Source organism: Pseudomonas sp. GW821-FHT04D07 (assembly GCF_059420225.1).
This window is the reverse complement of the sequence record NZ_JBWKTH010000015.1, coordinates 1-25,058: the sequence shown is the minus strand read 5'-3', so window position 1 is coordinate 25,058 and position 25,058 is coordinate 1. Positions and strand designations below refer to the sequence as shown.

Annotated in this window: 18 protein-coding genes; 12 read left to right on the top strand and 6 right to left on the bottom strand. The window is 60.9% G+C overall.

The window, feature by feature from the left end; genetic code table 11:
* Positions 1-31 precede the first annotated feature (31 nt).
* Complete coding sequence (cobM, locus tag AC07T0_RS18240; protein WP_495002526.1) at positions 32-778, top strand: precorrin-4 C(11)-methyltransferase; 747 nt, start codon at positions 32-34, stop codon at positions 776-778.
* 20 nt (positions 779-798) lie between these two features.
* The gene (locus AC07T0_RS18235) at positions 799-1,230 is read left to right on the top strand and encodes an NUDIX hydrolase (protein WP_495002525.1); all 432 of its coding nucleotides are present in this window, start codon (positions 799-801) and stop codon (positions 1,228-1,230) included.
* Positions 1,231-1,466: 236 nt separating this feature from the next.
* Here the strand turns inward: AC07T0_RS18235 and nfuA are convergent, their stop codons facing one another.
* On the bottom strand, positions 1,467-2,051 hold the full coding sequence (nfuA, locus tag AC07T0_RS18230; RefSeq protein ID WP_177056981.1) for a Fe-S biogenesis protein NfuA: 585 nt from the start codon (positions 2,049-2,051) through the stop codon (positions 1,467-1,469).
* Positions 2,052-2,108: 57 nt separating this feature from the next.
* Entirely contained in the window at positions 2,109-2,987 is an 879-nt protein-coding gene (locus AC07T0_RS18225; RefSeq protein ID WP_495002524.1) for an EamA family transporter, read from the bottom strand.
* Between the two features lie 194 nt (positions 2,988-3,181).
* On the opposite strand from AC07T0_RS18225, the gene AC07T0_RS18220 reads away from it, so the two are divergent.
* Positions 3,182-3,940, top strand: coding sequence for an AraC family transcriptional regulator (locus AC07T0_RS18220; protein ID WP_495002523.1), 759 nt, complete (start codon positions 3,182-3,184; stop codon positions 3,938-3,940).
* 10 nt (positions 3,941-3,950) lie between these two features.
* Here the strand turns inward: AC07T0_RS18220 and AC07T0_RS18215 are convergent, their stop codons facing one another.
* On the bottom strand, positions 3,951-6,242 hold the full coding sequence (locus AC07T0_RS18215; protein ID WP_495002522.1) for a fatty acid cis/trans isomerase: 2,292 nt from the start codon (positions 6,240-6,242) through the stop codon (positions 3,951-3,953).
* A 153-nt stretch (positions 6,243-6,395) separates the two neighbouring features.
* Between AC07T0_RS18215 and metH the strand changes: the two genes are divergently transcribed.
* Both metH and AC07T0_RS18205 read left to right on the top strand, forming a co-directional pair.
* Complete coding sequence (gene metH, locus AC07T0_RS18210; protein ID WP_495002521.1) at positions 6,396-10,106, top strand: methionine synthase; 3,711 nt, start codon at positions 6,396-6,398, stop codon at positions 10,104-10,106.
* A 53-nt stretch (positions 10,107-10,159) separates the two neighbouring features.
* Positions 10,160-10,378 carry a DUF2970 domain-containing protein gene (locus tag AC07T0_RS18205; RefSeq protein WP_495002520.1) on the top strand — a complete coding sequence of 73 codons (219 nt, stop codon included), beginning with the start codon at positions 10,160-10,162 and terminating at the stop codon, positions 10,376-10,378.
* Positions 10,379-10,385: 7 nt separating this feature from the next.
* Here the strand turns inward: AC07T0_RS18205 and AC07T0_RS18200 are convergent, their stop codons facing one another.
* Positions 10,386-11,459 (bottom strand): ABC transporter substrate-binding protein, encoded by a 1,074-nt coding sequence (locus AC07T0_RS18200; RefSeq protein ID WP_495002519.1) that lies wholly within the window; start codon positions 11,457-11,459, stop codon positions 10,386-10,388.
* Between the two features lie 594 nt (positions 11,460-12,053).
* On the opposite strand from AC07T0_RS18200, the gene AC07T0_RS18195 reads away from it, so the two are divergent.
* On the top strand, positions 12,054-13,712 hold the full coding sequence (locus tag AC07T0_RS18195; protein ID WP_495002518.1) for a nitrite/sulfite reductase: 1,659 nt from the start codon (positions 12,054-12,056) through the stop codon (positions 13,710-13,712).
* Positions 13,696-14,190, top strand: coding sequence for a DUF934 domain-containing protein (locus AC07T0_RS18190; RefSeq protein ID WP_495002517.1), 495 nt, complete (start codon positions 13,696-13,698; stop codon positions 14,188-14,190). Before AC07T0_RS18195 ends, AC07T0_RS18190 begins: the two co-directional genes overlap by 17 nt.
* Before the next feature lie 17 nt (positions 14,191-14,207).
* Here the strand turns inward: AC07T0_RS18190 and AC07T0_RS18185 are convergent, their stop codons facing one another.
* Both AC07T0_RS18185 and sohB read right to left on the bottom strand, forming a co-directional pair.
* A complete protein-coding gene (locus tag AC07T0_RS18185; RefSeq protein ID WP_495002516.1) occupies positions 14,208-19,076 on the bottom strand; it encodes an NEL-type E3 ubiquitin ligase domain-containing protein in 4,869 nt (1,622 codons plus the stop codon).
* A 127-nt stretch (positions 19,077-19,203) separates the two neighbouring features.
* Complete coding sequence (gene sohB, locus AC07T0_RS18180; RefSeq protein ID WP_495002515.1) at positions 19,204-20,226, bottom strand: protease SohB; 1,023 nt, start codon at positions 20,224-20,226, stop codon at positions 19,204-19,206.
* A gap of 208 nt (positions 20,227-20,434) precedes the next feature.
* On the opposite strand from sohB, the gene AC07T0_RS18175 reads away from it, so the two are divergent.
* From AC07T0_RS18175 to AC07T0_RS18155, 5 genes are all read left to right on the top strand, one after another.
* Positions 20,435-21,145, top strand: coding sequence for a histidine phosphatase family protein (locus tag AC07T0_RS18175; RefSeq protein ID WP_495002514.1), 711 nt, complete (start codon positions 20,435-20,437; stop codon positions 21,143-21,145).
* Between the two features lie 62 nt (positions 21,146-21,207).
* Positions 21,208-21,522 carry an SCP2 sterol-binding domain-containing protein gene (locus AC07T0_RS18170; protein WP_495002513.1) on the top strand — a complete coding sequence of 105 codons (315 nt, stop codon included), beginning with the start codon at positions 21,208-21,210 and terminating at the stop codon, positions 21,520-21,522.
* A gap of 359 nt (positions 21,523-21,881) precedes the next feature.
* Positions 21,882-22,949 (top strand): phosphotransferase family protein, encoded by a 1,068-nt coding sequence (locus tag AC07T0_RS18165; RefSeq protein ID WP_495002512.1) that lies wholly within the window; start codon positions 21,882-21,884, stop codon positions 22,947-22,949.
* Between the two features lie 25 nt (positions 22,950-22,974).
* The gene (locus tag AC07T0_RS18160; protein ID WP_495002511.1) at positions 22,975-23,742 is read left to right on the top strand and encodes an SDR family oxidoreductase; all 768 of its coding nucleotides are present in this window, start codon (positions 22,975-22,977) and stop codon (positions 23,740-23,742) included.
* An 89-nt stretch (positions 23,743-23,831) separates the two neighbouring features.
* Positions 23,832-24,947: a Gfo/Idh/MocA family protein gene (locus tag AC07T0_RS18155; RefSeq protein WP_495002510.1), complete on the top strand. Its 1,116-nt coding sequence runs from the start codon at positions 23,832-23,834 to the stop codon at positions 24,945-24,947.
* Positions 24,948-25,058: the final 111 nt, after the last annotated feature.

The following is a 25,058-nucleotide window of genomic DNA, read 5'->3' as shown; positions in this document are numbered from 1 at the left end:
AAGCCTTGTGCAGCCCTGTTCAGAGAGTGTCATGACCGTCTACTTCATCGGCGCCGGCCCCGGCGATCCGGAACTCATTACCGTCAAGGGCCAACGCCTGATCCGCAGCTGCCCGGTGATCATCTATGCCGGCTCCCTGGTGCCTGATGCCGTGCTTGAAGGCCACCGTGCGACGCAAGTGGTCAATAGCGCCGAGTTGCACCTGGAACAGATCATCGACCTGATCAAGACCGCCGATGCCCGGGGCCAGGACGTGGCGCGGGTGCATTCGGGCGATCCGTCGCTCTACGGTGCCATCGGCGAGCAGATCCGCCCTCTGCGCGAATTGGGCATTGCCTATGAGATCATCCCCGGCGTCACCGCGACCGCCGCCTGCGCAGCCTTGCTCGGCGCCGAGCTGACGCTGCCGGATATTTCCCAAAGCGTGATCCTCACCCGTTATGCCGACAAAACCGCGATGCCGGCCGGGGAAGAGTTGGCCAGCCTGGCCCAGCACAAGGCGACCATGGCGATTCACCTGGGGGTCAAACACCTGGCCAGAATCATCGAGGAACTGCTGCCGCATTACGGCGCGGACTGCCCGATCGCGGTGATCCATCGCGCTACCTGGCCCGACCAGGACTGGGTACAAGGTACCCTTGAGGATATTCTGGCCAAGGTCGAGGCCAAGGGCTTTCGCCGCACGGCGCTGATCCTGGTGGGCCGCGTCCTGGCCAGCGAGCACTTCAGCGAATCCTCGTTGTACCGCGCGGGTCACGCTCATCTTTATCGACCTTGAATCGTCTGGAGGATAAGCCGATGTCCGAACCGTTGTTTTCCGGCGCCAAGCTGGCCCTGCTCTGCGGCGATGAGCTGCTGACCTACCTGCGCGACATGAAGGACAGCATTCCCTATCCCGGACATTGGGACTTTGCCGGTGGCGGTCGCGAAGGCGAGGAAACTCCGAGCGAATGTGCCCTCAGGGAGCTGGATGAGGAGTTTTCCCTGCGTATCGGGGCTGAACGGATCGAATGGGCCCGACGCTACCCCAGCGTGACCCAGCCCAATACCCACTCGTGGTTTCTGGTCGGGCAACTGAGCCGCGCGGAAATTACAGCGATTCGCTTTGGCGACGAAGGCCAGTACTGGCGGATGATGGCGATTGCCGAGTACCTGGAGCACCCGCTGGGTGTGCCCTATCTGCAAGAGCGGCTACGCGATTACCTGGAGAGTCGGGTTTCCGGGTCGTAATAATGTACCGCTCTCAAGGGCCTCTTCGCGGGCAAGCTCCGCTCCCACAGTACCTGTGTCGAACCTGGATTATATGGACGGCACAGAACCCCATGTGGGAGCGGAGCTTGCCCGCGAAGACGTCGGAGCAGGCACCGCAATCGGAACGACCTCAACCGATCCCCCATAAAAAAAACGGCGCTCACGGGCACCGTTTTTTTATCCAGCCGGACGTAGCGAACGCCCTGCTACCGAACTCAGTAGTAGGCGTTTTCTTTCTGCGTATGGTCGGTCACATCGCGTACACCCTTGAGCTCGGGAATCCGCTCGAGCAAGGTGCGCTCGATGCCTTCCTTCAAGGTCACGTCGGCCTGACCACAGCCCTGGCAACCGCCACCGAACTGCAGCACGGCGATACCGTCCTCGACCACTTCGATCAGGCTGACCTGGCCGCCGTGGCTGGCCAGCCCCGGATTGATTTCGGTTTGCAGGTAATAGTTGATACGCTCGTTGACCGGACTGTCGGCATTGACCATCGGCACCTTGGCGTTTGGCGCCTTGATCGTCAGTTGGCCGCCCATACGGTCGGTGGCGTAATCGACCACCGCATCATCGAGGAAGGCTTCGCTGAAGGAATCGATCCACGCGGTGAAGCTTTTCAGCCCCAACGCGGTGTCTTCAGGTTTTTCTTCACCCGGCTTGCAATAGGCAATGCAGGTTTCGGCGTACTGGGTACCCGGCTGGGTAATGAAAACGCGGATGCCGATCCCCGGGGTGTTCTGCTTCGACAGCAGATCAGCCAGATAATCGTGGGCGGCATCGGTAATGGTTATGGCGCTCATGGAATCTCCTCACAGACTTACCGCCAGTTTACGCCAATCGGGCCGCCGGACAAAGTCCTAGTATTTTTGTCGGGAAAGCAGCGGCCGCCACTGGATCGAACCCACCAGCAACGCCGAGAAAATCAGCGCACTGGCCAGCCAGCCCGCCGGGCTCGGCCAGACGCCGAGCAACAGCATCGAACCGAGAATGGCAAATACCGGAATCAGCAAGGACAGCGGCGCCACCTGCGACAACGGATATTCGCGCAACAACAGATTCCAGCCCCAATAACACAGGTGTGTAGCGCCATAGACCTGGAACGCCAGGGAAAACAGCAGACCCGTCCCGAGCTGATCCGGCAGCGCGACAAAGGGCACCGCAGCGTTCTTGAGCCAGGTCAGCAGGAACAGCGGCAGCGGTGCGAACAGGCTTGCCCAGACCACGAAGGCGAACACCTCTTTGACCCGCGACAGCTTGATCAGCACATTGCCCAGGCTCCAGGCGACGGCACTGAGCACGATCAGCAGCAACCCAGCCCTGCTCTCGCCCGCCGAGCTGTCGAACAGCACACAGGCCAGCCCCAGGGCCGCCAGCAACCCGCCGATCACCTGAGCCCCGCTCAATGACTCGCGAAACAGCAGCACGCCCCAACCCAGGGTGAAGAAGGCACTGGTCTGGATCAGCAGCGCCGCGGTTCCCGGTGGAACGCCCAGACTGATACCGAAGTTGATCAGCCCCCACATGACGACCCCGAAAATCATCCCGTACGCAGCGATCCAGGACATTGCCACTTGCGGCCGACGAATGAAAAACACCCACGGCAGGGCCGCCAGGGTAAAGCGCAGCGCCGTCAACAGCAGCGGGTCGATATGGCTCAAGCCCAGCTTGGTGATGGGGAAGTTCAAGCCCCAGACAGCCGTGACCAGCACGGCGAGCAACAGGTGTTTTTTCTGCATGGCAAACAATCCGAATAGTCAGGCCCGGCGAGACGACTCGCTGGCGCCCGACTACTTTGCCGCTGCTACTTATGGCCCGCTTGCAATTGAAGGTCAATTCAAACTAAAAATGGGCCAACGCTAATCTCAAACACCCCAGAAAATTTCAGGCGAGCACAGTTCTTCAGATCACCTTTAACCCAGCAGGGTCAGCCATGCCCGATTTTTACCCGACAACACCACAAGAAGTAGTCGTTACCCGCCACGACTATGCCGACGGCCAGGGATTCGATCACCATAGCCACGAACGCGGCCAGTTCGCCTATGCGGCTTGCGGGGTGATCACGGTATTTACCGACCAGAGCGACTGGGTCGTACCGCCGGGACGCGCCATCTGGGTACCGGCCGGGCTGCCCCATGCCATGTGCATGCGCGGTCCGGTGACCATGCTCAACGCTTATGTTCTGCCAACCGCCCAGCAACGCCTGGCGTTGGCCAAAGACTGTCAGGTACTGGGGGTATCCGAACTGCTGCGTCACCTGCTCGACCAGGCGGCGCAGGTCCCCGTCCAGGTTTCGCCCAGTGATCGTGACGAATACTTGCTGGGCTTGTTGCTCCACGAGATCGCGCGGATGCCAAGACTGGCGCTGAACGCCCCGCTCCCCAGGGAGCCGCGCCTGGCGAAGATCTGCCGTCGGTTGCTGGATCAGCCGTCACTGGAAATCGCTATCGACGAAATGGCTCAAGACGCGGGTATGAGCCGGCGCACCTTCACCCGGCTGTTTCGCCAGCACACCGGTGTCAGCTTCGTCGAATGGCGCCAACAGGCGTGCCTGCTGGCGGCGATCGTTCGCCTGGGCAATGGCGAACCGGTAACACGGGTGGCCATGGAGCTGGGCTACAGCAGCCCGAGCGCCTTTGCCACGGTGTTCCGTCGGGCGCTCGGCGAATCGCCCAGTCGCTATTTCCAGTGATGCCCCGCCCTCAAAGGTTCTCGTAGCGGTTCATATCCAGCACACCGGCGTTGACCGGGTCGGTTTCCTGCAAGTACGTCGTCAGATCATGGAAATACCGCCAGAACTGTGGATGACTGCGCCGAATTCCCCAGCGCCGGACGATTTGCTCGAACCCGGCGGCGTCCTTGGCCTGTTCCATGGCATCGACAAACGCCGGCACCTGATCGGCCGGGATATTGAACATGAAATTCGGATAGCTGCTGAGGATTCCCGGGTAAATGGTCACGGTATCCAGTCCCGACTGATAACGAGAGGCCTCGCCGAGCATGAACGCCACGTTGCTGTGGGCCCGGTTGCGCAACAGACTGTAGATCTCACGCTGGCCGCTACGGCTTTCAATGCGCAGCATCGTCGCTTCCGGCAACTGCTCGATAACCTTGAGCCCGGCTGCCGGACGCGAGGTCAGGCGACTCAGGGACTGTTCGGCCTCCTGCAACCCCGGGTCGATGTTCGGGCGCGAACAGTATGCGCCGTCACACCGATTGATCGGATCCGGACGTGCATTCAGATCGCCGTAGCGCACCAGCAACTGCCTGACGAAGTCGCGTTTGGGGTCCTTATCATCGAGCTTCAGGGCACTCGGCTTGCTGTCGTCGATACGCTCATAGTCCAACCACATCTTGATCTTGCCGCCGTTCTGGTACCAGTCGTCGAGGTACGCATCGCGGGAATCCGCCGGCATCAGGCGCAGGAAGTTCTGTTCAGCACCGTTACGGATCAGGTCGAAGTACAGCCGCGTCTGCGCCTGGTGCGAAACATTGCCGAACACATCGAAATTCACCGCCAACTGGTAATAGGTGCGCTCCAGCAGCGGGAAGTCGAACAGCCACATGGTCTGCGGCACTTCGCCGATCAGGCCCTTGCTGACCGTGGCGCTGTCAAAATGGCGGAAAATGCTCAGCAAGGCGTTGTCGTTGCCGGCCCACAAGCTCGACCAACTCGGAGCCCGGACGTTAGCGTAAGCCTCCCGGCGCAAGGCTTCATACTCGTTACGCTTGTCGCGATAAGCCAGCCACAGGCTCAGTACACTGCCGACATCGTCGTTCTGCCCCGGCATCGCCAGCAATGGCGTCGCCGCCCCGCGATAACTCGGGTCGGTGATGTACAGGTCATGCTCCGGCGCCTGGAAAAACGCCCAGAAATTGTCGCGAATCACGTCAGTGGCAATCTGCCCGCGGCAAACCGGCCCACGGATGAAGGTATCGACGAAGTATTCGGCGTTATCGAGCATGAACTGATAACGCGCCGCCGCCGGAATCGCCTCGAAGGTTTCGAAGGGATTGGCCCGGCGCCGCGGGCCATAGCCCGGCGAGGCGCTGACCTGCCAGTTGCCGCTGTAGAACAGGGTCTTGATCCGCGCCATTTTCGCAGCGCTCAAACCATAGGTGATGTGGGTCTTGTAGACGATGACGCCCTGTACCGGCATCAACCGGTAGTAGATCTGAGTACCCGGGTCATCGTTCGGGCGGCGGGTATTGATCAGGTCGATGGACTGTCCGCTGGGCGTACGCGAACGCACCCACTGGAAGAAATGCCCCGACTCGCCTCCATCAAAGTAGATATGGGCCAGGAACCAGTGTTCGAACAACCAGCGCCCGACCAGGCTTTCGCGGGCGCCCGGAGCATTGAGCAGCGCTTCCCAGGCAGCGATCTGCCCGGTTTCCCGGGCGTTCGGCGCCACGCCCTGTTCATCCACCGGCGCTCCCGCCGCGAGCCAGCGTTGCAGGGTCTGGTATTGCTGGTCGCTCAGGCCGCTGACCGCCAGCGGCATGCCCTCTTTCGGATGGGTATCGGCATAGGTGGCAAACTCGCCCGGCAGCGGGCACATGTTCTCGCGTTGCAAGCCCAGCACAATTTCTTCAGGCAATTTGGCGTTGGCTTGCAGCGGGGTCCGATGCCCCAGCTCCAGCATGCGCGCCATCAGCGCGGCCTGACTGCCCTGAGCATCGAGCACCGAATAGAAACCCTTGTCCCGCCAGGCCGCCGGCCCCTGGGCGTCGTAGAACAGCCGGGTCGGACTCGCCACTTCGCTACGCGCGCCATCGTAGACCAGGGCCTTCGAAGCCCCTCGGGTAGCGCCCTGCGCACTGCCCAGGTTGAGCTGGCACGCCGAGTCATAGCAGGCGTGGCAAGCGACGCACTTCTCGGTAAAGATCGGTTGAATATCGCGGGTATAGGAAATCGCCGGCGCCGGATCTTGCGCCTGAGTGGCACTGCTGAGCACTAGCAGTAGGAAAGCGCTGACAACGCGGTAAGGCATGAGCCTGATCCTGAAAATAAAAAACGCCGTGATTCTACAGCGGGATCGCCCGTCCAACATGAGCGATATTCATGCGAAACCCCGGGAGGCTATAAAACCACACAGGTTTGCTATTATCGCGGCTCTTCTGTGTCCGTCTTTCCAGGTAGTCCCATGTCCGATCGCAGTGCTCGCCTACACGCTCTCCAGCAAGCTCTCAAAGAACGTATCCTGATTCTTGATGGCGGCATGGGCACCATGATCCAGAGCTACAAGCTCGAGGAACAGGATTATCGCGGCAAACGTTTCGCCGACTGGCCCAGCGATGTCAAGGGTAACAACGACCTGCTGGTGATCACCCGTCCGGATGTGATCGGCTCGATCGAAAAGGCCTACCTGGATGCCGGCGCGGACATCCTCGAAACCAACACCTTCAACGCCACCCAGGTGTCCCAGGCCGACTACGGCATGGAAGCGCTGGTCTACGAACTGAATGTGGAAGGTGCCCGCCTGGCACGTAAGGTAGCCGACGCGAAAACCCTCGAGACGCCAGACAAGCCACGTTTCGTCGCCGGGGTACTGGGCCCGACCAGCCGCACCTGCTCGCTCTCGCCGGATGTGAACAACCCCGGCTACCGCAACGTCACCTTCGATGAACTGGTGGAGAACTACACCGAGGCCACCAAGGGTCTGATCGAAGGCGGCGCCGACCTGATCCTGATCGAAACCATCTTCGACACCCTCAACGCCAAGGCGGCGATTTTCGCCGTGCAAGGCGTGTATGAAGAGCTGGGTTTCGAATTACCGATCATGATCTCCGGGACCATTACCGATGCCTCCGGCCGGACCCTGTCCGGCCAGACCACCGAAGCCTTCTGGAACTCCGTGGCTCACGCCAAGCCGATCTCGGTGGGACTGAACTGCGCCCTCGGTGCCAGCGAGTTGCGGCCGTACCTGGAAGAACTGTCGAACAAGGCCAACACCCACATTTCCGCGCACCCCAACGCCGGCCTGCCGAACGAATTCGGCGAGTATGACGAACTGCCGGAAGAAACCGCCAAGGTCATCGAGGAGTTCGCCCAGAGCGGCTTCCTGAACATCGTCGGTGGTTGCTGCGGGACCACTCCCGGCCATATCGGCGCCATCGCCAAGGCCGTCGCCGGTTACGCGCCCCGCGCCATTCCGGACATTCCGAAAGCCTGTCGCCTGTCAGGCCTGGAGCCGTTTACCATCGACCGCCAGTCGTTGTTTGTCAACGTCGGCGAGCGGACCAACATCACCGGTTCCGCCAAGTTCGCCCGGTTGATCCGCGATGACAACTACACCGAAGCCCTTGAAGTCGCCCTGCAGCAGGTGGAAGCCGGCGCCCAGGTGATCGACATCAACATGGACGAGGGCATGCTCGACTCGAAGAAGGCCATGGTCACCTTCCTCAACCTGATCGCCGGCGAACCGGATATCTCCCGCGTACCGATCATGATCGACTCCTCCAAGTGGGAAGTGATCGAAGCCGGCCTCAAGTGCATCCAGGGCAAGGGCATCGTCAACTCGATCAGCATGAAGGAAGGTGTCGAACAATTCATTCATCACGCCAAATTGTGCAAGCGCTACGGCGCCGCCGTGGTGGTGATGGCCTTCGACGAAGCCGGCCAGGCCGACACCGAAGCGCGCAAGAAGGCCATCTGCAAACGCTCCTACGACATTCTGGTGAACCAGGTTGACTTCCCGCCGGAAGACATCATCTTCGACCCGAACATCTTCGCGGTCGCCACCGGTATCGAGGAACACAACAACTACGCCGTCGACTTCATCAACGCCTGCGCCTATATCCGTGACGAACTGCCCTATGCGCTGACCAGCGGCGGGGTGTCCAACGTGTCCTTCTCGTTCCGTGGCAACAACCCGGTGCGCGAGGCGATTCACTCGGTGTTCCTGCTGTATGCGATCCGCAACGGCCTGACCATGGGGATCGTCAACGCCGGCCAATTGGAGATCTACGACCAGATCCCGGCGGAACTGCGCGACGCCGTCGAGGACGTGATCCTCAACCGCACCCCGGAAGGCACCGACGCCCTCCTCGCCATCGCCGACAAATACAAGGGCGACGGCAGCGTCAAGGAAGCCGAGACCGAGGAATGGCGCGGCTGGCCCGTCAACAAGCGCCTGGAACATGCCCTGGTCAAGGGCATCACCACGCACATCGTTGAAGACACCGAAGAGTCGCGCCAGTCCTTCGCCCGTCCGATCGAAGTGATCGAAGGCCCGCTGATGTCCGGCATGAACATCGTCGGCGACCTGTTCGGCGCCGGGAAAATGTTCCTGCCCCAGGTGGTGAAATCCGCCCGGGTGATGAAACAGGCGGTAGCCCACCTGATCCCGTTCATCGAACTGGAAAAGGGCGACAAGCCGGAAGCCAAGGGCAAGATCCTCATGGCCACGGTCAAAGGCGATGTCCACGACATCGGCAAGAACATCGTCGGCGTGGTCCTGGGCTGCAACGGCTACGATATCGTCGACCTCGGCGTGATGGTCCCGGCGGAGAAGATCCTCCAGGTGGCCAAGGAGCAGAAGTGCGACATTATCGGCCTGTCCGGGTTGATCACGCCGTCGCTGGATGAAATGGTCCATGTCGCCCGGGAAATGCAGCGTCTGGACTTCCACCTGCCGTTGATGATCGGCGGCGCGACCACCTCCAAGGCGCACACCGCGGTGAAGATCGAACCGCGCTACAGCAACGATGCGGTGGTCTATGTCACCGACGCCTCCCGCGCCGTCGGCGTGGCGACCCAGTTGCTGTCCAAGGAGCTCAAGGCCGGTTTTGTCGAGCGCACCCGTGCCGAATACGTCGAAGTCCGCGAGCGCACGGCCAACCGTAGCGCCCGTACCGAACGCCTGAGCTACCCGGTGGCCATCGCCAAGAAACCACAGTTCGACTGGAGCAGCTACCAGCCGGTCAAACCGACCTTTACCGGCAGCAAAGTGCTGGACAATATCGACCTCAGGGTCCTGGCCGAATACATCGACTGGACCCCGTTCTTTATCTCCTGGGACCTGGCCGGCAAATTCCCGCGCATCCTCGAAGATGAAGTGGTCGGCGAAGCCGCGACCGCCCTCTATGCCGACGCCCGGGAAATGCTCGACAAGCTGATCGACGAGAAGCTGATCAGCGCCCGTGCGGTGTTCGGCTTCTGGCCGGCCAACCAGGTGCGGGACGATGACCTGGAAGTCTATGGCGCGGACGGCCAGCCGCTGGCCAGGTTGCATCACCTGCGCCAGCAGATCATCAAGACCGACGGCAAGCCGAACTTCTCCCTGGCCGACTTCGTCGCACCGAAAGACAGCGGCATCACCGACTACGTGGGGGGCTTTATCACCACCGCCGGGATCGGTGCCGAAGAAGTCGCCAAGGCCTATCAGGACAAGGGCGACGACTACAATTCGATCATGGTCAAGGCTCTCGCCGACCGTCTGGCCGAAGCCTGCGCCGAATGGCTGCACCAGCAGGTGCGGAAAAACTACTGGGGTTACGCCAAGGACGAGCAACTGGACAACGACGCCCTGATCAAGGAGCAGTACAGCGGTATTCGTCCGGCCCCCGGCTACCCGGCCTGCCCCGACCATACCGAGAAAGGCACCCTGTTCGCCCTGCTCGACCCGGCGGCCAGCGAAGGCAAGGCCGGGGCAAGCGGCGTGTTCCTCACCGAGCACTACGCGATGTTCCCGGCGGCGGCGGTCAGTGGCTGGTATTTCGCCCATCCACAGGCGCAGTACTTCGCCGTCGGCAAGATCGACAAGGACCAGGTACAAAGCTACACCGCGCGCAAAGGCCAGGAACTGAGCGTCAGTGAGCGTTGGCTGGCACCGAACCTGGGCTACGACAACTAAGCCCGGAGGAATTGTCTATGCTTTCCACACACAACCTTGTGTGTGGAGGCCCCATGGACGATCCGATCGACAACAAGCCGCCGACCTTCTGGCAAATGCTGCAAAGCGTGATGGCGGCGGCCTTTGGCGTACAAAGCGGGAAAAACCGTGCCCGCGACTTTACCCACGGCAAACCGAGCCATTTCGTGATAATCGGCATCCTGTTCACCGCGATTTTCGGCCTGACGCTTTACGGGGTCGTCAAGCTGGTGCTGCACTTCGCAGGGGTCTGATCCCGACTCAGGGCAGCACGGCTTTCAGGGAGAACGGATAGCGGTAGCTGTCCGGCTTGCCCCTGGCACTCAGGGCCTTGAAGTTGACGTGGTAATCCTCGCTGGCACTGTACTTCAGTAGCTTCTCGGCCTGGCTCTTGTCGATCAGTTCCAGTGCCTGGACTTGCCGTTCGCGACCACCGTAGCGAGTGAAGTCGATCCCGTCGGCATGGTCACGCAGCAACACCATCGCCCAGCCGCCCAGGGCGAAATGCCCGGCCACCAGCACGCTCAAGCGCCCATCGATGCGCGCCCGGAGAATCTCCGGGGAGCTGTTGACGGCACTGAACAGGACATCCTGTCCCGGTCGGCGCCCGGCCTTTTCGAAGGCGGCCATGGCGCCCAGGGCCATTTCATCGTTGGCGGCCCAGACCAGTGAGGTCTGCGGATAGCGCCGAATCATTTGCTCGGCCTGATCAAAGGCGCGCTCGCGGCTCCACTCGCCATAGACCAACTGTCGCAGGTGAACCTGCGGAGACTCCGCCAGGGCCCGACGCAGGCCTTGCTCGCGCAGTTGCGAGGCAGGGGTCAGTTTCATTCCGGAAAAGGCCAACAGGTCGATGGGCTGGCCCGGCGCCTGCAACAAGCGTTGTCGGATCAGTTCCTTGAGCATCAGGTAACCGCCCTGTTCGTCATTCTGCACCAGGCTACCCAACAGCTCCGGCGTGTCGCCAAGCCGCTCGCTCTGCTCCGCCGTCAGCCTGTTGTTGACTATAAACAGCTTCACCCCACGGCCCTCGGCCATCCGCAGGATTTGCGGGGCCACCGACTGTTCATTGACGAACAGCAAGTAATCGGGCCGATGCGGCGCCTGCAAAACCTCGTATGCCTGGGCGAGACTGGTTTGCGGGTTGCGCTCGCCATAGCGCACCTCCAACTCCATGCCAAGATTGCGCGCGGCCATCTGCATGAAGTGGGCGTAACTGACCCAGAACGGCTCCGTGGAATAACCAGGATTGAGAAACACCACCGTCGTGGCCTGGGCCGCCGCCCAGAACGGCAGGCTCAGGATCAGCAGCACCTTGCAGAGAGTCTTCAGCATGTCAGCGCCCCGGAAAATAGCGGCGTATGATACAGGCAAAATACCTGTTCCCCTCTCGGCAAGTTGTCGAATTATCCGACAACTTTCGCAATAAGAACGACTTCGGACTCGACCCGGCGCCCCCCTCTGGAATGCAGGAGCGAGCAAGCCCGCCCCTGCCATTACGGCAGATTGTGTATCAGAATAATGGCAGATTGCCTGCCTTACTTGTGACTGACCCAGAATACAGCGGTGGCCACCACCAGGATGATCAGGAACAGGATCGCCCAGGCATCGACCGTGCTGTCGCTTTTCCTTGCTTTGACTGGATTGCTCATCGCATCGCCTCTTGTCGGTTTTATTGGTGATTGCTGCAAACTCGCTGATAGTTAAGTAGAGATTTGCCCGCACCACAAACAGGGTTATGGATCGTCGGCGCACGTTAGTCGTTTTAGTTCTGTGCATATACTCAAACATCACTTTTACGCATAACTGCAAACTGCTATCGTGCGCCGGCTCCGTTCAGGAGTGCGCGGCCGTGCGCGCGGAATTGTTGAGATACCCCGAGTGCCTGAGGCACCCGGGGTATTTATGAAGCCTGAGAACAGGATCTATATGTACGTATACGACGAGTACGATCAGCGGATCATCGAGGACCGCGTCAAGCAGTTCCGTGATCAGACCCGACGCTATCTGGCAGGTGAGCTGAGCGAAGAAGAGTTCCGCCCGTTGCGCCTGCAAAATGGCCTGTATGTCCAGCGTTTCGCCCCGATGCTGCGGGTTGCCGTGCCTTATGGCCAGCTGACTTCGCGCCAGGCGCGAATGATGGCGCGGATCGCCCGCGACTATGACAAAGGCTACGCCCATGTCAGTACCCGGCAGAACGTCCAGTTCAACTGGCCGGCGCTGGAAGACGTGCCGGAGATTCTCGCCGAACTGGCCACCGTGCAGATGCACGCGATCCAGACCAGCGGCAACTGCCTGCGCAACGTCACCACCGACCAGTTCGCCGGGGTGGCTGCCGATGAGTTGGTCGACCCGCGTCCATGGTGTGAGATCGTCCGTCAGTGGACCACCTTCCACCCGGAATTTGCCTACCTGCCACGCAAGTTCAAGATCGCCATCAATGGCTCGACCTCGGACCGCGCGGCTATCGAAGTCCACGACATCGGCCTCGAGCCCGTGCATAACGCCGCCGGCGAGCTGGGTTTCCGGGTCCTGGTCGGTGGTGGCCTGGGGCGGACGCCGGTGGTCGGTGCCTTTATCAACGAATTCCTGCCATGGCAGGACCTGTTGAGCTATCTCGACGCCATCCTGCGGGTCTACAACCGCTACGGTCGTCGCGATAACAAGTACAAGGCGCGGATCAAGATCCTGGTCAAGGCCTTGACCCCGGAAGTCTTCGCCGAGAAAGTCGATGCGGAGATGGTCCACCTGCGCGGTGGCCAGACCACCCTAACCGAGGCCGAAGTCCATCGCGTGGCCAAGCACTTCGTCGATCCGGACTACAAGGTCCTGAGCAACCAGGTCGCCGAGCTGGCCGAACTGGACCAGCAGCACCCCGGCTTCGCCCGCTGGCGTAGCCGCAATACCCTGGCCCATAAAAAGGCCGGCTACGTGGCCGTCACCTTGTCCCTCAAGCCCACCGGCGTAGCCCCGGGCGACGTGACCGACAAGCAGTTCGACGCCATTGCCGACCTGGCCGACCGCTACAGCTTCGGCCAACTGCGCACCTCCCACGAGCAGAACATCATTCTCGCCGACGTGGAACAGAGCCAGTTGTTCAGCCTCTGGGGCGAACTGCGCGAGAACGGTTTCGCCACGCCGAACATCGGCCTGCTGACCGATATCATCTGCTGCCCGGGCGGTGACTTCTGCTCCCTGGCCAACGCCAAGTCGATCCCGATCGCCGAGGCGATCCAGCGCCGTTTCGACGACCTGGACTACCTGTTCGATATCGGCGAGCTGGACCTGAACATTTCCGGCTGCATGAACGCCTGCGGCCACCATCACGTCGGCCATATCGGCATTCTCGGGGTGGACAAGAAAGGCGAAGAGTTCTACCAGGTGTCCCTCGGCGGCAGCGCCAGCCGTGACGCCAGCCTGGGCAAGATCCTTGGCCCGTCCTTCGCCCAGGACGCCATGCCCGACGTGATCGAGAAACTGATCGACGTCTACGTGGAAAAACGTACCGAAGACGAACGCTTCATCGACACTTACCAGCGTATCGGTATCGACCCCTTCAAGGAGCGCGTCTATGCAGCGAATCATTAAGAACAACGCCGTTATCGACGAGACCTGGCACCTGCTGCCCAGGGACGCCTCCTTCGACGGCATCTCCAACTGCGACGATCTGATCGTGCCGCTGGCCCTGTGGCGCGAGCACGCCCACGCCCTCAAGGCCCGCGATGGCGGCCTCGGCGTATGGTTGGACGCCGATGAAGAAGCCGAGGAAATCGGCGGTGACGTGCAGCACTTCCAGGTCATCGCTCTGAACTTCCCGGCCTTCACCGACGGTCGCAACTACTCCAATGCCCGCCTGCTGCGTGACCGTTACGGTTACAAGGGCGAATTGCGAGCGATTGGCGATGTGCTGCGTGACCAGTTGTTCTACCTGCACCGTTGCGGTTTCGACGCCTACGCCCTGCGCGCGGACAAGGACCCGTACGAAGCCCTGGAAAGCCTCAAGGACTTCTCGGTGACCTACCAGGCCGCCACCGACGAACCGCTGCCGTTGTTCCGTCGACGCTGAAGCGGTCCGCCTCGGGCTCATGGGCCCGGGGCACCCTCCAGTTCCGCCTCGGGCGTCCTGTCCAGCACTTCCTGAGTCAGCACTGCAAGCTCCCCGGCCTGTTCCTCCCGCCAGGCCTTGAGCTGATCGCCCATCTGCGCCTCCAGCTCGATATCGATGAATTCATGCCAATGGGTGCCACGGCTATTGCTCCGCTGAGCATCGAGTGCCGACATCACGGCCTGATACTTCGTATCGATGCCCTGGAATCGCACGGGATAGCGATCCTTCAGATAGCCGACCCAGAACCCACGACTGGCCAGCGCTTGCGCATAGGCCGGCGTCTTCTCCCGAGCGATCACCCGTGCATAGGCTGCATCCAGATCCTGTGGCGTCACCCGGGCCAACTCGCTGAAGGTCATGTGCTTGGGCTGTCCCGGCAACAACAGGCGCTCGGTCAGACCAATGCGATAGGCCAACCTGACCTCCAACGGGTCGACCCGCGGTGCGTCGAGGACCTTCAGCCGCGCCTCGATATCTTCCTGGGCAAGCGCCTCGACTTCATCGAGGCGCCAAAGCCCACGGGTCAGTTTCAGCAGATTCAGCTCGGTGGCGGCCTCGGTGTCGGAGGCCATGGCCCTGGCGTGGTTGACCAGGACCTTGACCTCCATGTCACTGAAGATCAATTCCGCGCCATCGGAGCAGGTTTGCGGGTGGGAAGCCGAAACAAACAGGTCTTCGCGCAGATCCGTGTATTGGCTGGCGGCGTCCAATACCTGCCAGACCCGCAAACTCAAATCCTCTCGCGCCTCACGGTACTCGGCCGTGACACTCAGATCCGCCAGCAGCCTGAAGAAATCCTCGGAGCCTTGCTGCCGATACAACAGCTTCCATTGCTGTTCTTTCAGGACTCTTTGATCGGCGGAAACGAACTCGATCCACTGATCGTACTCCTGCAGCGATTGAGCCCGGCGCGGCGCATGAATGCGCCGCAGGTTTGGTGTATCGATACCAAAGTTGATCCCGGTTTCCCGCTCATAACGCTGCAGTCGCTGCATGCCCTGCGCCGAAAGCGCCGGATTGTCGTGAAGGTGGGTGACTCTGTTGATGCTCGTCGGCCCGGTATAGACAGACTCGGGAATCGTCGCGATCTGATTGTTGCGCAAGTCCACGCGCTGCAGGTTATGCAGCCCTGACAATCCGCTGGGCCAGGCTTCAATGTTCGTATAGCGCAGCAGCAAATGCTCAAGCTGGGACATCCGGCTGACGTCGGGGGGCAAGAACAGCGGGTTATCCGACAAATTCAGGAACTTCAACTTCGTCAGCCCGGCCAGCATCGCGGATGCCTGGGAATTGAGCACAATCTGGTTTCCCGGCAGGTGCAGATGGGCCAGCTCGGACATCTGCGCCAACTCCGGCGGCAGGCCGCTCAGATGATTGAAGCCCAACGACAACCAGCGTAGTTGCTTGAAGCGGGCCAGGAACGAAACTTCGCTGCTGGCCAGGGCCATGTCGTTCATGAACAGGAAGCCCACATGACTGAAATCGGCGTTGATCGCTGGCAGGTCGCCGACCCGCATGCTCAGCAGATCCAGTTCGTAGAAATACGTTCCACCCAGCAGGTTGCGGCTCGATTGTTTGCGCCAGCAGGCGAGGATCGCATCCGCCACCCGCTGCTTGTTGTCGAGGGTCACCGGCGTCACTTGCAAAGTGCCCCGTAGACGTCGCCAGGTCTGGCGTTGTACCCAGCTATCCAACGTTGCCGACAAGGTTTCATACTCGTCGCGCAGGCGCTCGAGTTCCAGCAGGCAGTCAGATTCGGAAAGATTGAGCGAACCGAGAAAACCGCCCACCTCCTCGGCAGAAAACCCCGGATAGAGCCCGCGCACGCGATTGATCAGACGCTTGGAATAGCCGATGCTGCTGGCGCCATCGCTCAGCGGGTAACCCATTCGTCCCGAAGCCAAACGCATCGGCGGCTTGAACCGGCGGTTGAACGGCGCCAGGCCAAGCGTGTGCTGGGCAGCGTAGGGGTCGCGGTTAATCTGGCCGATGATCCGCTCTTTCAACCAGGAACCGGACTCGGCGTCGCTGCACCCAAGGGCATCCCGAGTGGACTTCGGCAACCACTGAAGCATCGCGTCAAACACATTATCCGCCTTGCCCAACAGCCCCCCTGACTGATCGAATACGTTGTACTTGTGCCCCTCCTTGAGCAGCACTCGAAGCGTGGCCGCGTCCGGATCGCCCACAGTCTCGAGCGCCTCACTGATAAACCGGTGTTTGCGCAGCTCAATACGCAGGCCCTTGACCGGCCAGCCCGCTAAGCGCCCCAGCGTATGCAGCGCCAGGCGGTCCCCTTGCACGCTCTCGTGGGCGGGTAGATACCAGCTTTCACACACGCGGTTGAGCTTCACCTGCCTGAGGTACCAGCGGATTTCTTCGGAGAAACGCAGCGGAACCTGCTCGCTCAAGAGCTCAAGTTCGGCGCTGCTGCCATGGGCGATCAGCTCCCGGGCGACACTGCTCGGCAGACCGGGGTACACCCCAAGGATGCGTTTTACCCGGCTATCGTCGGTCTTCTCACTGGCCGCGTACAGCGTGTCGAACAGCCATTGGCGGCGCTGTACGGCCGATTGTCTGAGCCGTTGAGTCAACACACGAACACGTTCGCCATTGCCCTCCACACCCTCACCCAGCAACCCGCCGCGCTCGGACTCGCTCAACATGTTCAGCGACGACTTGAGCAGATCGCCATTTCTGAGTTGCGGCTCGAGGATCTGCAGCGATGAAAACTGCTCGGAGTTACGTTGACCGTACTCTTCCATCACCTCGCCCAAGGCGTTGACCACCCGAATGACCCGGTTTTCCGGCCAGCCTGGCAGCGACGTCAGCAAACGCAAGCGCAAATCGCCCTGCTCCCGTGTGCGTGACTGGGCCGCGGGCGCCTCGCTGATAAAGTCATCGATGGCCTGGTTGATCCGGAAACGCTTGATCGTATCGAGCAGCAGCGCCGGCGGCCGCCGATTGTCCACCAGGGCCTGGCGCAAGACATTCTCCTGGCCAGTACAGAATTGCCGGATCTGGCGCCGCACTCTGTCGCCGAGCCCGGCCACGGGCTGGCCCAGGCGCTGGAACATTTGCTCCGCAGACCACTGCGCCGTCAACTCGTAGATCGTTTGCCAGGTACCGACACCGTTGTGCCTGAGTGGCACGGCGTGAAACGCCTCGCCAGCGGGATGCTCAATCTGCCATTGAAGGCGGGCCCTGTTGTACTTTACGGCATACAGCTTTCCCGCCAGCGGTAGATAGAGGTTGCCCCCGAACGGGTAAAGCCCCATTTCGTTGACCTGAAGCTCGCTGGGCAGGGTGATATCGCGCTCATAAGGTGCCAGATCGACCTTCCACAGGCGGCGCAGGCCGCCGAGGGCCTCGACCGGTATCAGGGCATCGACCGACGCCGGTGCTTTCAGGGGGGTGAACAGGGCCTTGCCGCCCTTGAGCAGCAAAGCCCCGCCCGCAAACAGGGCGACGCTTTCCGCCACATCCATCAGGTAGCCAAGAGCCTCGTGCTTTTCCCCGAGTTCCCAGGCCTGCAACCCGTCGTAGACGTCCCCCACCAATTTCACCACCGCCGCCGCCATGATGATTTCGCTGATGACCGGCACGAACGACAACGTCAGTGCCAGCAGATTCAGTCCAGCTTCGCGGTAAGCATCCAGACGCGCCTGGCGCACCCGAGCGTCGACATCGGCCGTGGGTACCGCCAGTTGCCGCGCGTGCGCCTTGATCCGAGAGTAGCGCTGCTGCTGAAAGCTATCGAACAGATCGCCGTCGATGGGCACTTCGCTTAACGGGATATATTGGAAAATCGCCGGCACGGGGGGCCAATTGCGGTCCCGGGTAAGCAAACTGACATTCAGGGTCCGAAAGAATCGCAGCCGGTGCTCCTCAGGAACGAAGCGGCTGAAAAACCTCTGGTACGACGGGGCCCGAAGCTTCAAGGTCAGATCATGCTCGAAGAGCAGAAAGTCGCTGTATTGTTTCAACGGACCGCGTGGATCGCCCGGAATATAGGCAATGCAAGGTGACTGCAGGCCCTCCAGCAGTTTCACGCCGATAACCACCCAACCACTCAACTCGATCTCGAACATCTTCATTCGACTGCAATGAACCCGTTCCCCACCGAACTTCAAGCTGGGTTCGCCCTTGGTCAGCGCAATTAGCAGATCGTAGGCCGCCAATGGGATCTCCCCTTTCATGTAGGCGATATCGGCGGTCACCGCCAACGTCTGCTTGTCGTAGTCGGCAAAATGCGCCGTTACCGATGAGGCAGCATTGGCCGGCGGCTCACTAGGGGGATAAAAAACACTGTCGATATGCGTCTGATACAAGGCCCCCAGATCCAGCGCTCGACAAGCCCAGGCAAAATCTTCGGGCGCAAGAGATCTGTTGTTGTCCGCTGCGCCAGCGGAAAACTGGACGACAGCCTTGCCTTCCAGCGCCCCCGGCTCGGCCTCGTCGGCCTCGAAGTTCTGCAGGGCCGCTTCCAACAGCGTCTGGTGGTTGACGAAGGTATAGAGTTTGTCCTCGAAGAGACTGGACAGGTAAGTGGCATCGAGCCTGACAAACCGGGCACCTTGCAACATCTGCTCGTCACTGACCTGCCTCTCCAGCGCCTGGACCAGACGTGGCATGCAGAACACATCGATCCTCTGCAGCCGCGCCATGATTCGCCGGACTTCATGCCTCGACGTTTCCAGAGCCAGCAGATGCTCGCGAAATAACAGGCGTATTTCCGGAGCGGCCCGGTAGAGCCAAGCGGGAATCTTCTCCTTGATCGTAGCGAAATGAATGCCCGCCTCGGCCGGGGCGGGACTTTGCTCAATGAGGTTTGTTTCTTCCATGGCAATCGACCTGGATATCCATTAGAGATTCCAGCTTATTGATCGCTTGGCAGGGACAGGGGGTACTTATTTGAGGACGGAATGGTTTCTGTCCGAGACGACCGACAGAAACCATCAAGGCAGCGCTTTACCAGAAACGTTGCTGGGTCAAACGCGCCCAGCCATTGAGCAGCACACGCTCCAGCGAGCTGCTGGCCGCCAGCCCGACACGCTCTTGCAGGCTCTTGCGTTCGGCATAATGCAGGTGGAACAACTCGGCACTTTTTGCGCGCTCGGCAAGGTACTCATCGCTGGTTTTCAGTTCATCCACCAACTGCTTGTCCAGGGCCGCGACACCCAACCAGACCTCGCCAGTGGCCACTTCATCGATGGCCAGTTGCGGACGGTACTGCGAGACAAAGTTCTTGAACAGGCTATGAGTGATATCCAGGTCCTGCTGAAACTTCTCGCGGCCTTTTTCGGTGTTCTCGCCAAATACGGTCAACGTCCGTTTGTACTCACCGGCGGTCAGCACCTCGAAGTCGATATCGTGCTTCTTCAGCAACTTGTTGACGTTAGGCAACTGCGCCACCACGCCGATGGAACCGAGAAAGGCAAAGGGCGCGCTGATGATCTTGTTGCCGATACAGGCCATCATGTAGCCGCCGCTGGCCGCCACCTTGTCGATGCACACCGTTAGCGGTACACCGGCCTGACGAATGCGCGCCAGTTGCGACGAAGCCAGGCCATAGCTGTGGACCATGCCGCCGCCGCTTTCCAGGCGCAGCACCACTTCATCCCGGGGCGTGGCCAGGCTGAGCAATGCGGTGATCTCATGACGCAGGCTTTCAGTGGCCGAAGCCTTGATATCGCCATCGAAATCCAGCACGAATACCCGCGACTTGGTCTCGGGCTGCTTCTTGTGTTTTTTCTCGAGCTTGGCCTGTTGCTTGCGCAAGGCCTTGAGCTGGTCCTTGTCGAGCAGGTTCTGCTCCAGGCGCTCACGCAGGCCCTTGTAGAAATCGTTGAGCTTGCTGACCTGCAACTGCCCCGCCGACCTGCGCCGGCCTTTGCTGCGCAACGCGGCCGCGGTCACCAGGACCACGACGATCGCAACGACCAGGGTAACGGTTTTAGCCAGAAAACTTGCGTACTCGGCAACAAACTCCACGGTGACTCCTTACAAAACCAAGCGGCCCCCGGCTGTGGGAGCTCACGACCACTCCAGCATACCGTCGAGGCGGCCCTGCGACCAGTTGTGGCACCGCCTGAATTGTGTCTCTAACAAACATTTCAAACGAGCGTATGTTTTTTTATTGACAGGCTTCCGGCATCCTCATAACCTCGCCAGACCTTCAACGTACCGGGACGACGCGGACGTGGGCAGCATCTATCTGATTCGACATGGCCAGGCCTCCTTCGGTGCGGACGACTACGACGTGCTGTCGCCGATTGGCGTTCGTCAGGCCGAGGTCCTCGGCAAGCACCTGGCTGAGCTGGGCCTGAGCTTCGACCGCTGTCTGGCCGGCAACCTGCGGCGCCAGCAGGATACCGCGCTCACCGCCCTGCAGCAGTGCGGCGCCGCCGGCCTGTTGGTACCGCCACTGGAAACCGACGCGGCGTTCAACGAGTTCGATGCCGACGCGGTGATTCGCGCACTGTTGCCCGGCTTGCTGCCGGAAGAACCCGAAGCCCTGCACATCCTGCACAATGCCGCGCAAAATCGTGGCGAGTTCCAGCGCCTGTTCGCCCTGATCATCGAACGCTGGCTCAGCGGCCGTCATGACACCCCCGAGCTGGAAAGCTGGCTGGGCTTCGTCGCGCGGGTCGAGGGCGGGCTGCGAAGGATTCTCGAACAGGCCGACAATCGCGAGAAAATCGCCGTGTTCACCTCCGGCGGAACCATTACCGCCCTGCTCCACCTGATCACCCGAATTCCAGCCAGGGAAGCCTTCGAGCTGAACTGGCAGATCGTCAACACCTCGCTCAACCTGCTCAAGTTTCGCGGTCGCGAGGTGGCCCTGGCTTCCTTCAACAGTCAAACGCACCTGCAACTGATGAAGGCCCCGGAGCTGATCACCTTTCGATAAGCTCCGGCCAACCGTGACCCTTGTGGGGTCGTCGCCGTATTTACCCATAAAAGGATCGAACCATGACCTCTGTAACCCACGCCGTAGAAGCAATGAAAGCCAAGTTCAACTCTGCCGCCGCTGCCGGCCTGGACGTTATCTTCGGTTTCCGTATCGATGACAACCAGCACTTCTCGCTGATCGTCAAGGATGGCACCTGCGAACTGCTGGAAGGCGAAAACCCGGATGCCAACGTGACCCTGGTGACCGACGGCGAGACCATGAAAGGCATCGTCAGCGGCGAAACGGACGGCATGCAGGCGTTCATGGGCGGCAAGCTGCGCGTCGAAGGCGACATGATGCTGTCGATGAAGCTGAGCGAGCTGTTCCCGGCCTGATCCACGCCTGCAAGATATAGCCGCAACAACCGGGCCCAATGTGGGAGCGGAGCTGGCCCGCGAAGCGTTTGGCGCCCTCAAGGGCCTCTTCGCGGCGGGGCGGTGATCCGACAAGCTCCGCTCCCACTAAGGTTATCCGACGCTTTTCAGAGTGAATGTTCTTGAGTGAACAGCACTGCACACCCCTATTCCCCCTCACTCTTGCCAAGCAGCGCTTTCCCTCTACGCTGGCCTATCAGGCACGCTGATCACCCTGCAACACGCCGGCCTATAACAGCGCAGCGTGCTTGTACGCCGCCAAGGCGAGCATTAGATTAGTCAATAATCTCTGGCCTCCAGAATAAGCAGAAGGGATAAGCATGACGCTTACTGACCAGTCCACCCGTATCCGTGCCGGCGAAGAGCTGGATGTCGGCTTGATCGATCCGTACCTCAAGGCACATATTCCGGGCCTGCACGGCCTGCCGAATATCAGCCAGTTCCCCGGCGGCGCCTCGAACCTGACCTACCTGATCCGCTACCCGGAGCAGGAATTTGTCCTGCGCCGGCCGCCGTTCGGGCATAAGGCCAAATCGGCCCATGACATGGGCCGCGAGTTCCGCATCCTCAACCAGCTCAAGGATGGTTTTCCTTACTGCCCCAAGGCCTATGTGCACTGCACCGACGAGTCGGTGATCGGCGCCGAGTTCTATGTGATGCAACGGGTCGAGGGCATCATCCTGCGCTCTGACCTGCCGCCGGAACTGGGCCTGGATGCCGCGCAAACCGAAACCCTGTGCAAGAGCTTCATTGACCGTCTGGTCGAACTGCATCAGGTCGACTACGCCGCCTGCGGCCTGGCCGACCTCGGCAAGCCCGAAGGCTATGTCGAACGGCAGATCCGTGGCTGGAGCGAGCGTTACGAAAAGGCCCTGACCCCCGACGCGCCAAGCTGGGAAGCCGTGCGGACCTGGCTCAACGAGAAGATGCCTGCCGACCATCCGACCTCGAGCATCGTGCACAACGACTACCGCTTCGACAACGTGATCCTGGACCCCGGGAACCCGATGCAGATCATCGGCGTGCTCGACTGGGAACTGACCACCATCGGCAACCCGCTGATGGACCTGGGCAACACCCTGGCCTACTGGATCGAAGCCGCGGATCCGGCACCGGTGCAATTGATGCGGCGCCAACCGAGCCACGCCCCCGGCATGCTGACCCGCCGTCAGTTCGTCGACTACTACGCAGAACGTTCCGGGATCGCCATCGACAACTTCGACTTCTACTACACCTACGGCCTGTTCCGCCTGGCCGGCATCGTGCAGCAGATCTACTACCGCTTCTTCCACGGCCAGACCCAGGACAAACGCTTCGCGCAGTTCATTCACATGAACAAGCTGCTGGAGCAGATGAGCCTGAAGGTCATCCATTCCTCCAGCCTCTGACCGCGCCCATAACAAGGAAACCACCATGTCCAAGACCCAGTTGTTCGACCTCGACGGTAAGATCGCCTTTGTTTCCGGCGCCAGCCGCGGTATCGGCGAGGCCATTGCCAAGCTGCTGGCCCAGCAAGGCGCCCATGTGATTGTTTCGAGCCGCAAGCTTGAAGGCTGCCAGCATGTAGCCGACGCCATCATCGCCGACGGCGGCAAAGCCACCGCCATTGCCTGCCATATCGGTGAGATGGAGCAGATCAGCCAGGTCTTCGCCGGTATCCGCGAGCAGTTCGGGCGCCTGGACATCCTGGTCAACAACGCCGCCACCAACCCGCAGTTCTGCAACGTGCTGGACAGCGACCTCAGCGCGTTCCAGAAAACCGTCGACGTGAACATCCGCGGCTACTTCTTCATGTCGGTGGAAGCCGGCAAGCTGATGCGCGAGCACGGCGGTGGCAGCATCATCAACGTGGCTTCGATCAACGGCATCTCCCCGGGTATCTTCCAGGGCATCTATTCGGTGACCAAGGCCGCCGTGATCAATATGACCAAGGTCTTCGCCAAGGAATGCGCGCAGTTCGGCATCCGCTGCAATGCCCTGCTACCGGGCCTGACCGATACCAAGTTCGCCTCGGCCCTGGTCGGCAACGAAGCGATCCTCAAGACCGCCCTGCAACAGATCCCCCTCAAGCGGGTCGCCGCACCGAGCGAAATGGCCGGCGCCGTGCTGTACCTGGCCAGCGATGCCTCCAGCTACACCACCGGGGTGGCGCTGAACGTGGACGGTGGTTTCCTGTCCTGATCATGAAATAAAAATTCCACCTATTGAATTTAGAGAATTTAAATTCTATAAATAGCCCTTCCTGAAAATAACAATCAAAGGATGCGGCGATGGACGAGTTGGGAATAGGCTTGATCGGCACGGGCTTTATGGGCCGTGCCCACGCACTGGCATTTCACAATGCCAGTGCGGTGTTCGAACTGCCGTTGAAGCTGCGCCTGGTTGCACTGGCGGATGCCGACACACAGCGCGCCGAATCCTGTGCCAAGGCCTGGGGTTTCGAGCGGGCCTATGGCGACTGGCAACAGCTGATTGACGATCCCCGGGTTGCGCTGGTGGCGATCACCACGCCCAATCATCTGCATTTCCCCATGGCCATGGCCGCCCTTGCGGCGGGCAAGGCGGTGTACTGCGAAAAACCCCTGGCGGTCGACCTGGACCAGGCGACCCAGATGCGTGACGCCGCCCAACGGGCCGGCGTGGTCACCCGCGTGGGCTACAACTACCAGCACAACCCGATGATCGACCTGGCCAGGGAGCTGATCCAGAGCGGCGAGCTGGGAGAGATCATCGCTTTCCAGGGCGAATTCAGCGAAGACTTCATGGCCGACCCCACCTCGCCCTGGTCCTGGCGCTGCGAACCACGGCACGCCGGCGGCGCCCTGGCCGACCTGGGCAGCCATCTGCTGGCCATGGCCCGTTATCTGCTCGGCGATATCACCGCCGTCTGCGCCGACACCCGCACCGTTCATGCACAACGCCCCGCCAGTGCCGGCAGCCTGGAGACCCGTGTGATTGCCGTCGATGACCAGGTTCATGCCCTGCTGCGCTTCGCCAATGGTGCCCGGGGCGCGGTCAGCAGCAGCTGGCTCAAGCACGGCTACAAGAACCACCTGAGTTTCGAAATCAGCGGCACCCGTGGCACCCTGGCCTTCGACCAGGAGCGCTTGAACGAACTGCAACTCTGCCGCGCCGGGCAGAATGGCTTCCAGCGCCTGCTGGCCGGACCGCATCTGCCCCGTTACGCGGCCTTCAGTCCGGCCGCCGGCCATCAGTTGGGTTACAACGAACTCAAGACCCTGGAGGTCCAGGCGCTGATCGAGGCGCTGGCCGGTAAAGGCCAGGTGGGTACTGACTTCGAAGAGGCTTGGCAGGTAGAACGCCTGGCGACGACGATTCGCCGCGCGGCCAAGGAACAGCGCTGGGTCGACGTCAGCGAACTGTAAACCTGTGAACTGTGGAGTCTGTGAACTGCAGAACCTGTGAACTGCAGAACCTGTGAACTGCAGAACCTGTGAACTGCAGAACCTGTGAACTGCAGAACCTGTGAACTGCAG

Coding starts and splice junctions, on each gene's coding strand:
- AC07T0_RS18200 (WP_495002519.1), bottom strand. CDS start 11,459: ATGCTGAAGACTCTCTGCAAGGTGCTGCTGATCCTGAGCCTGCCGTTC.
- AC07T0_RS18185 (WP_495002516.1), bottom strand. CDS start 19,076: ATGGAAGAAACAAACCTCATTGAGCAAAGTCCCGCCCCGGCCGAGGCG.
- AC07T0_RS18220 (WP_495002523.1), top strand. CDS start 3,182: ATGCCCGATTTTTACCCGACAACACCACAAGAAGTAGTCGTTACCCGC.
- AC07T0_RS18195 (WP_495002518.1), top strand. CDS start 12,054: ATGTACGTATACGACGAGTACGATCAGCGGATCATCGAGGACCGCGTC.
- nfuA (WP_177056981.1), bottom strand. CDS start 2,051: ATGAGCGCCATAACCATTACCGATGCCGCCCACGATTATCTGGCTGAT.
- AC07T0_RS18165 (WP_495002512.1), top strand. CDS start 21,882: ATGACGCTTACTGACCAGTCCACCCGTATCCGTGCCGGCGAAGAGCTG.
- AC07T0_RS18235 (WP_495002525.1), top strand. CDS start 799: ATGTCCGAACCGTTGTTTTCCGGCGCCAAGCTGGCCCTGCTCTGCGGC.
- cobM (WP_495002526.1), top strand. CDS start 32: ATGACCGTCTACTTCATCGGCGCCGGCCCCGGCGATCCGGAACTCATT.
- metH (WP_495002521.1), top strand. CDS start 6,396: ATGTCCGATCGCAGTGCTCGCCTACACGCTCTCCAGCAAGCTCTCAAA.
- AC07T0_RS18190 (WP_495002517.1), top strand. CDS start 13,696: ATGCAGCGAATCATTAAGAACAACGCCGTTATCGACGAGACCTGGCAC.
- AC07T0_RS18225 (WP_495002524.1), bottom strand. CDS start 2,987: ATGCAGAAAAAACACCTGTTGCTCGCCGTGCTGGTCACGGCTGTCTGG.
- AC07T0_RS18155 (WP_495002510.1), top strand. CDS start 23,832: ATGGACGAGTTGGGAATAGGCTTGATCGGCACGGGCTTTATGGGCCGT.
- AC07T0_RS18215 (WP_495002522.1), bottom strand. CDS start 6,242: ATGCCTTACCGCGTTGTCAGCGCTTTCCTACTGCTAGTGCTCAGCAGT.
- AC07T0_RS18205 (WP_495002520.1), top strand. CDS start 10,160: ATGGACGATCCGATCGACAACAAGCCGCCGACCTTCTGGCAAATGCTG.
- AC07T0_RS18170 (WP_495002513.1), top strand. CDS start 21,208: ATGACCTCTGTAACCCACGCCGTAGAAGCAATGAAAGCCAAGTTCAAC.
- AC07T0_RS18160 (WP_495002511.1), top strand. CDS start 22,975: ATGTCCAAGACCCAGTTGTTCGACCTCGACGGTAAGATCGCCTTTGTT.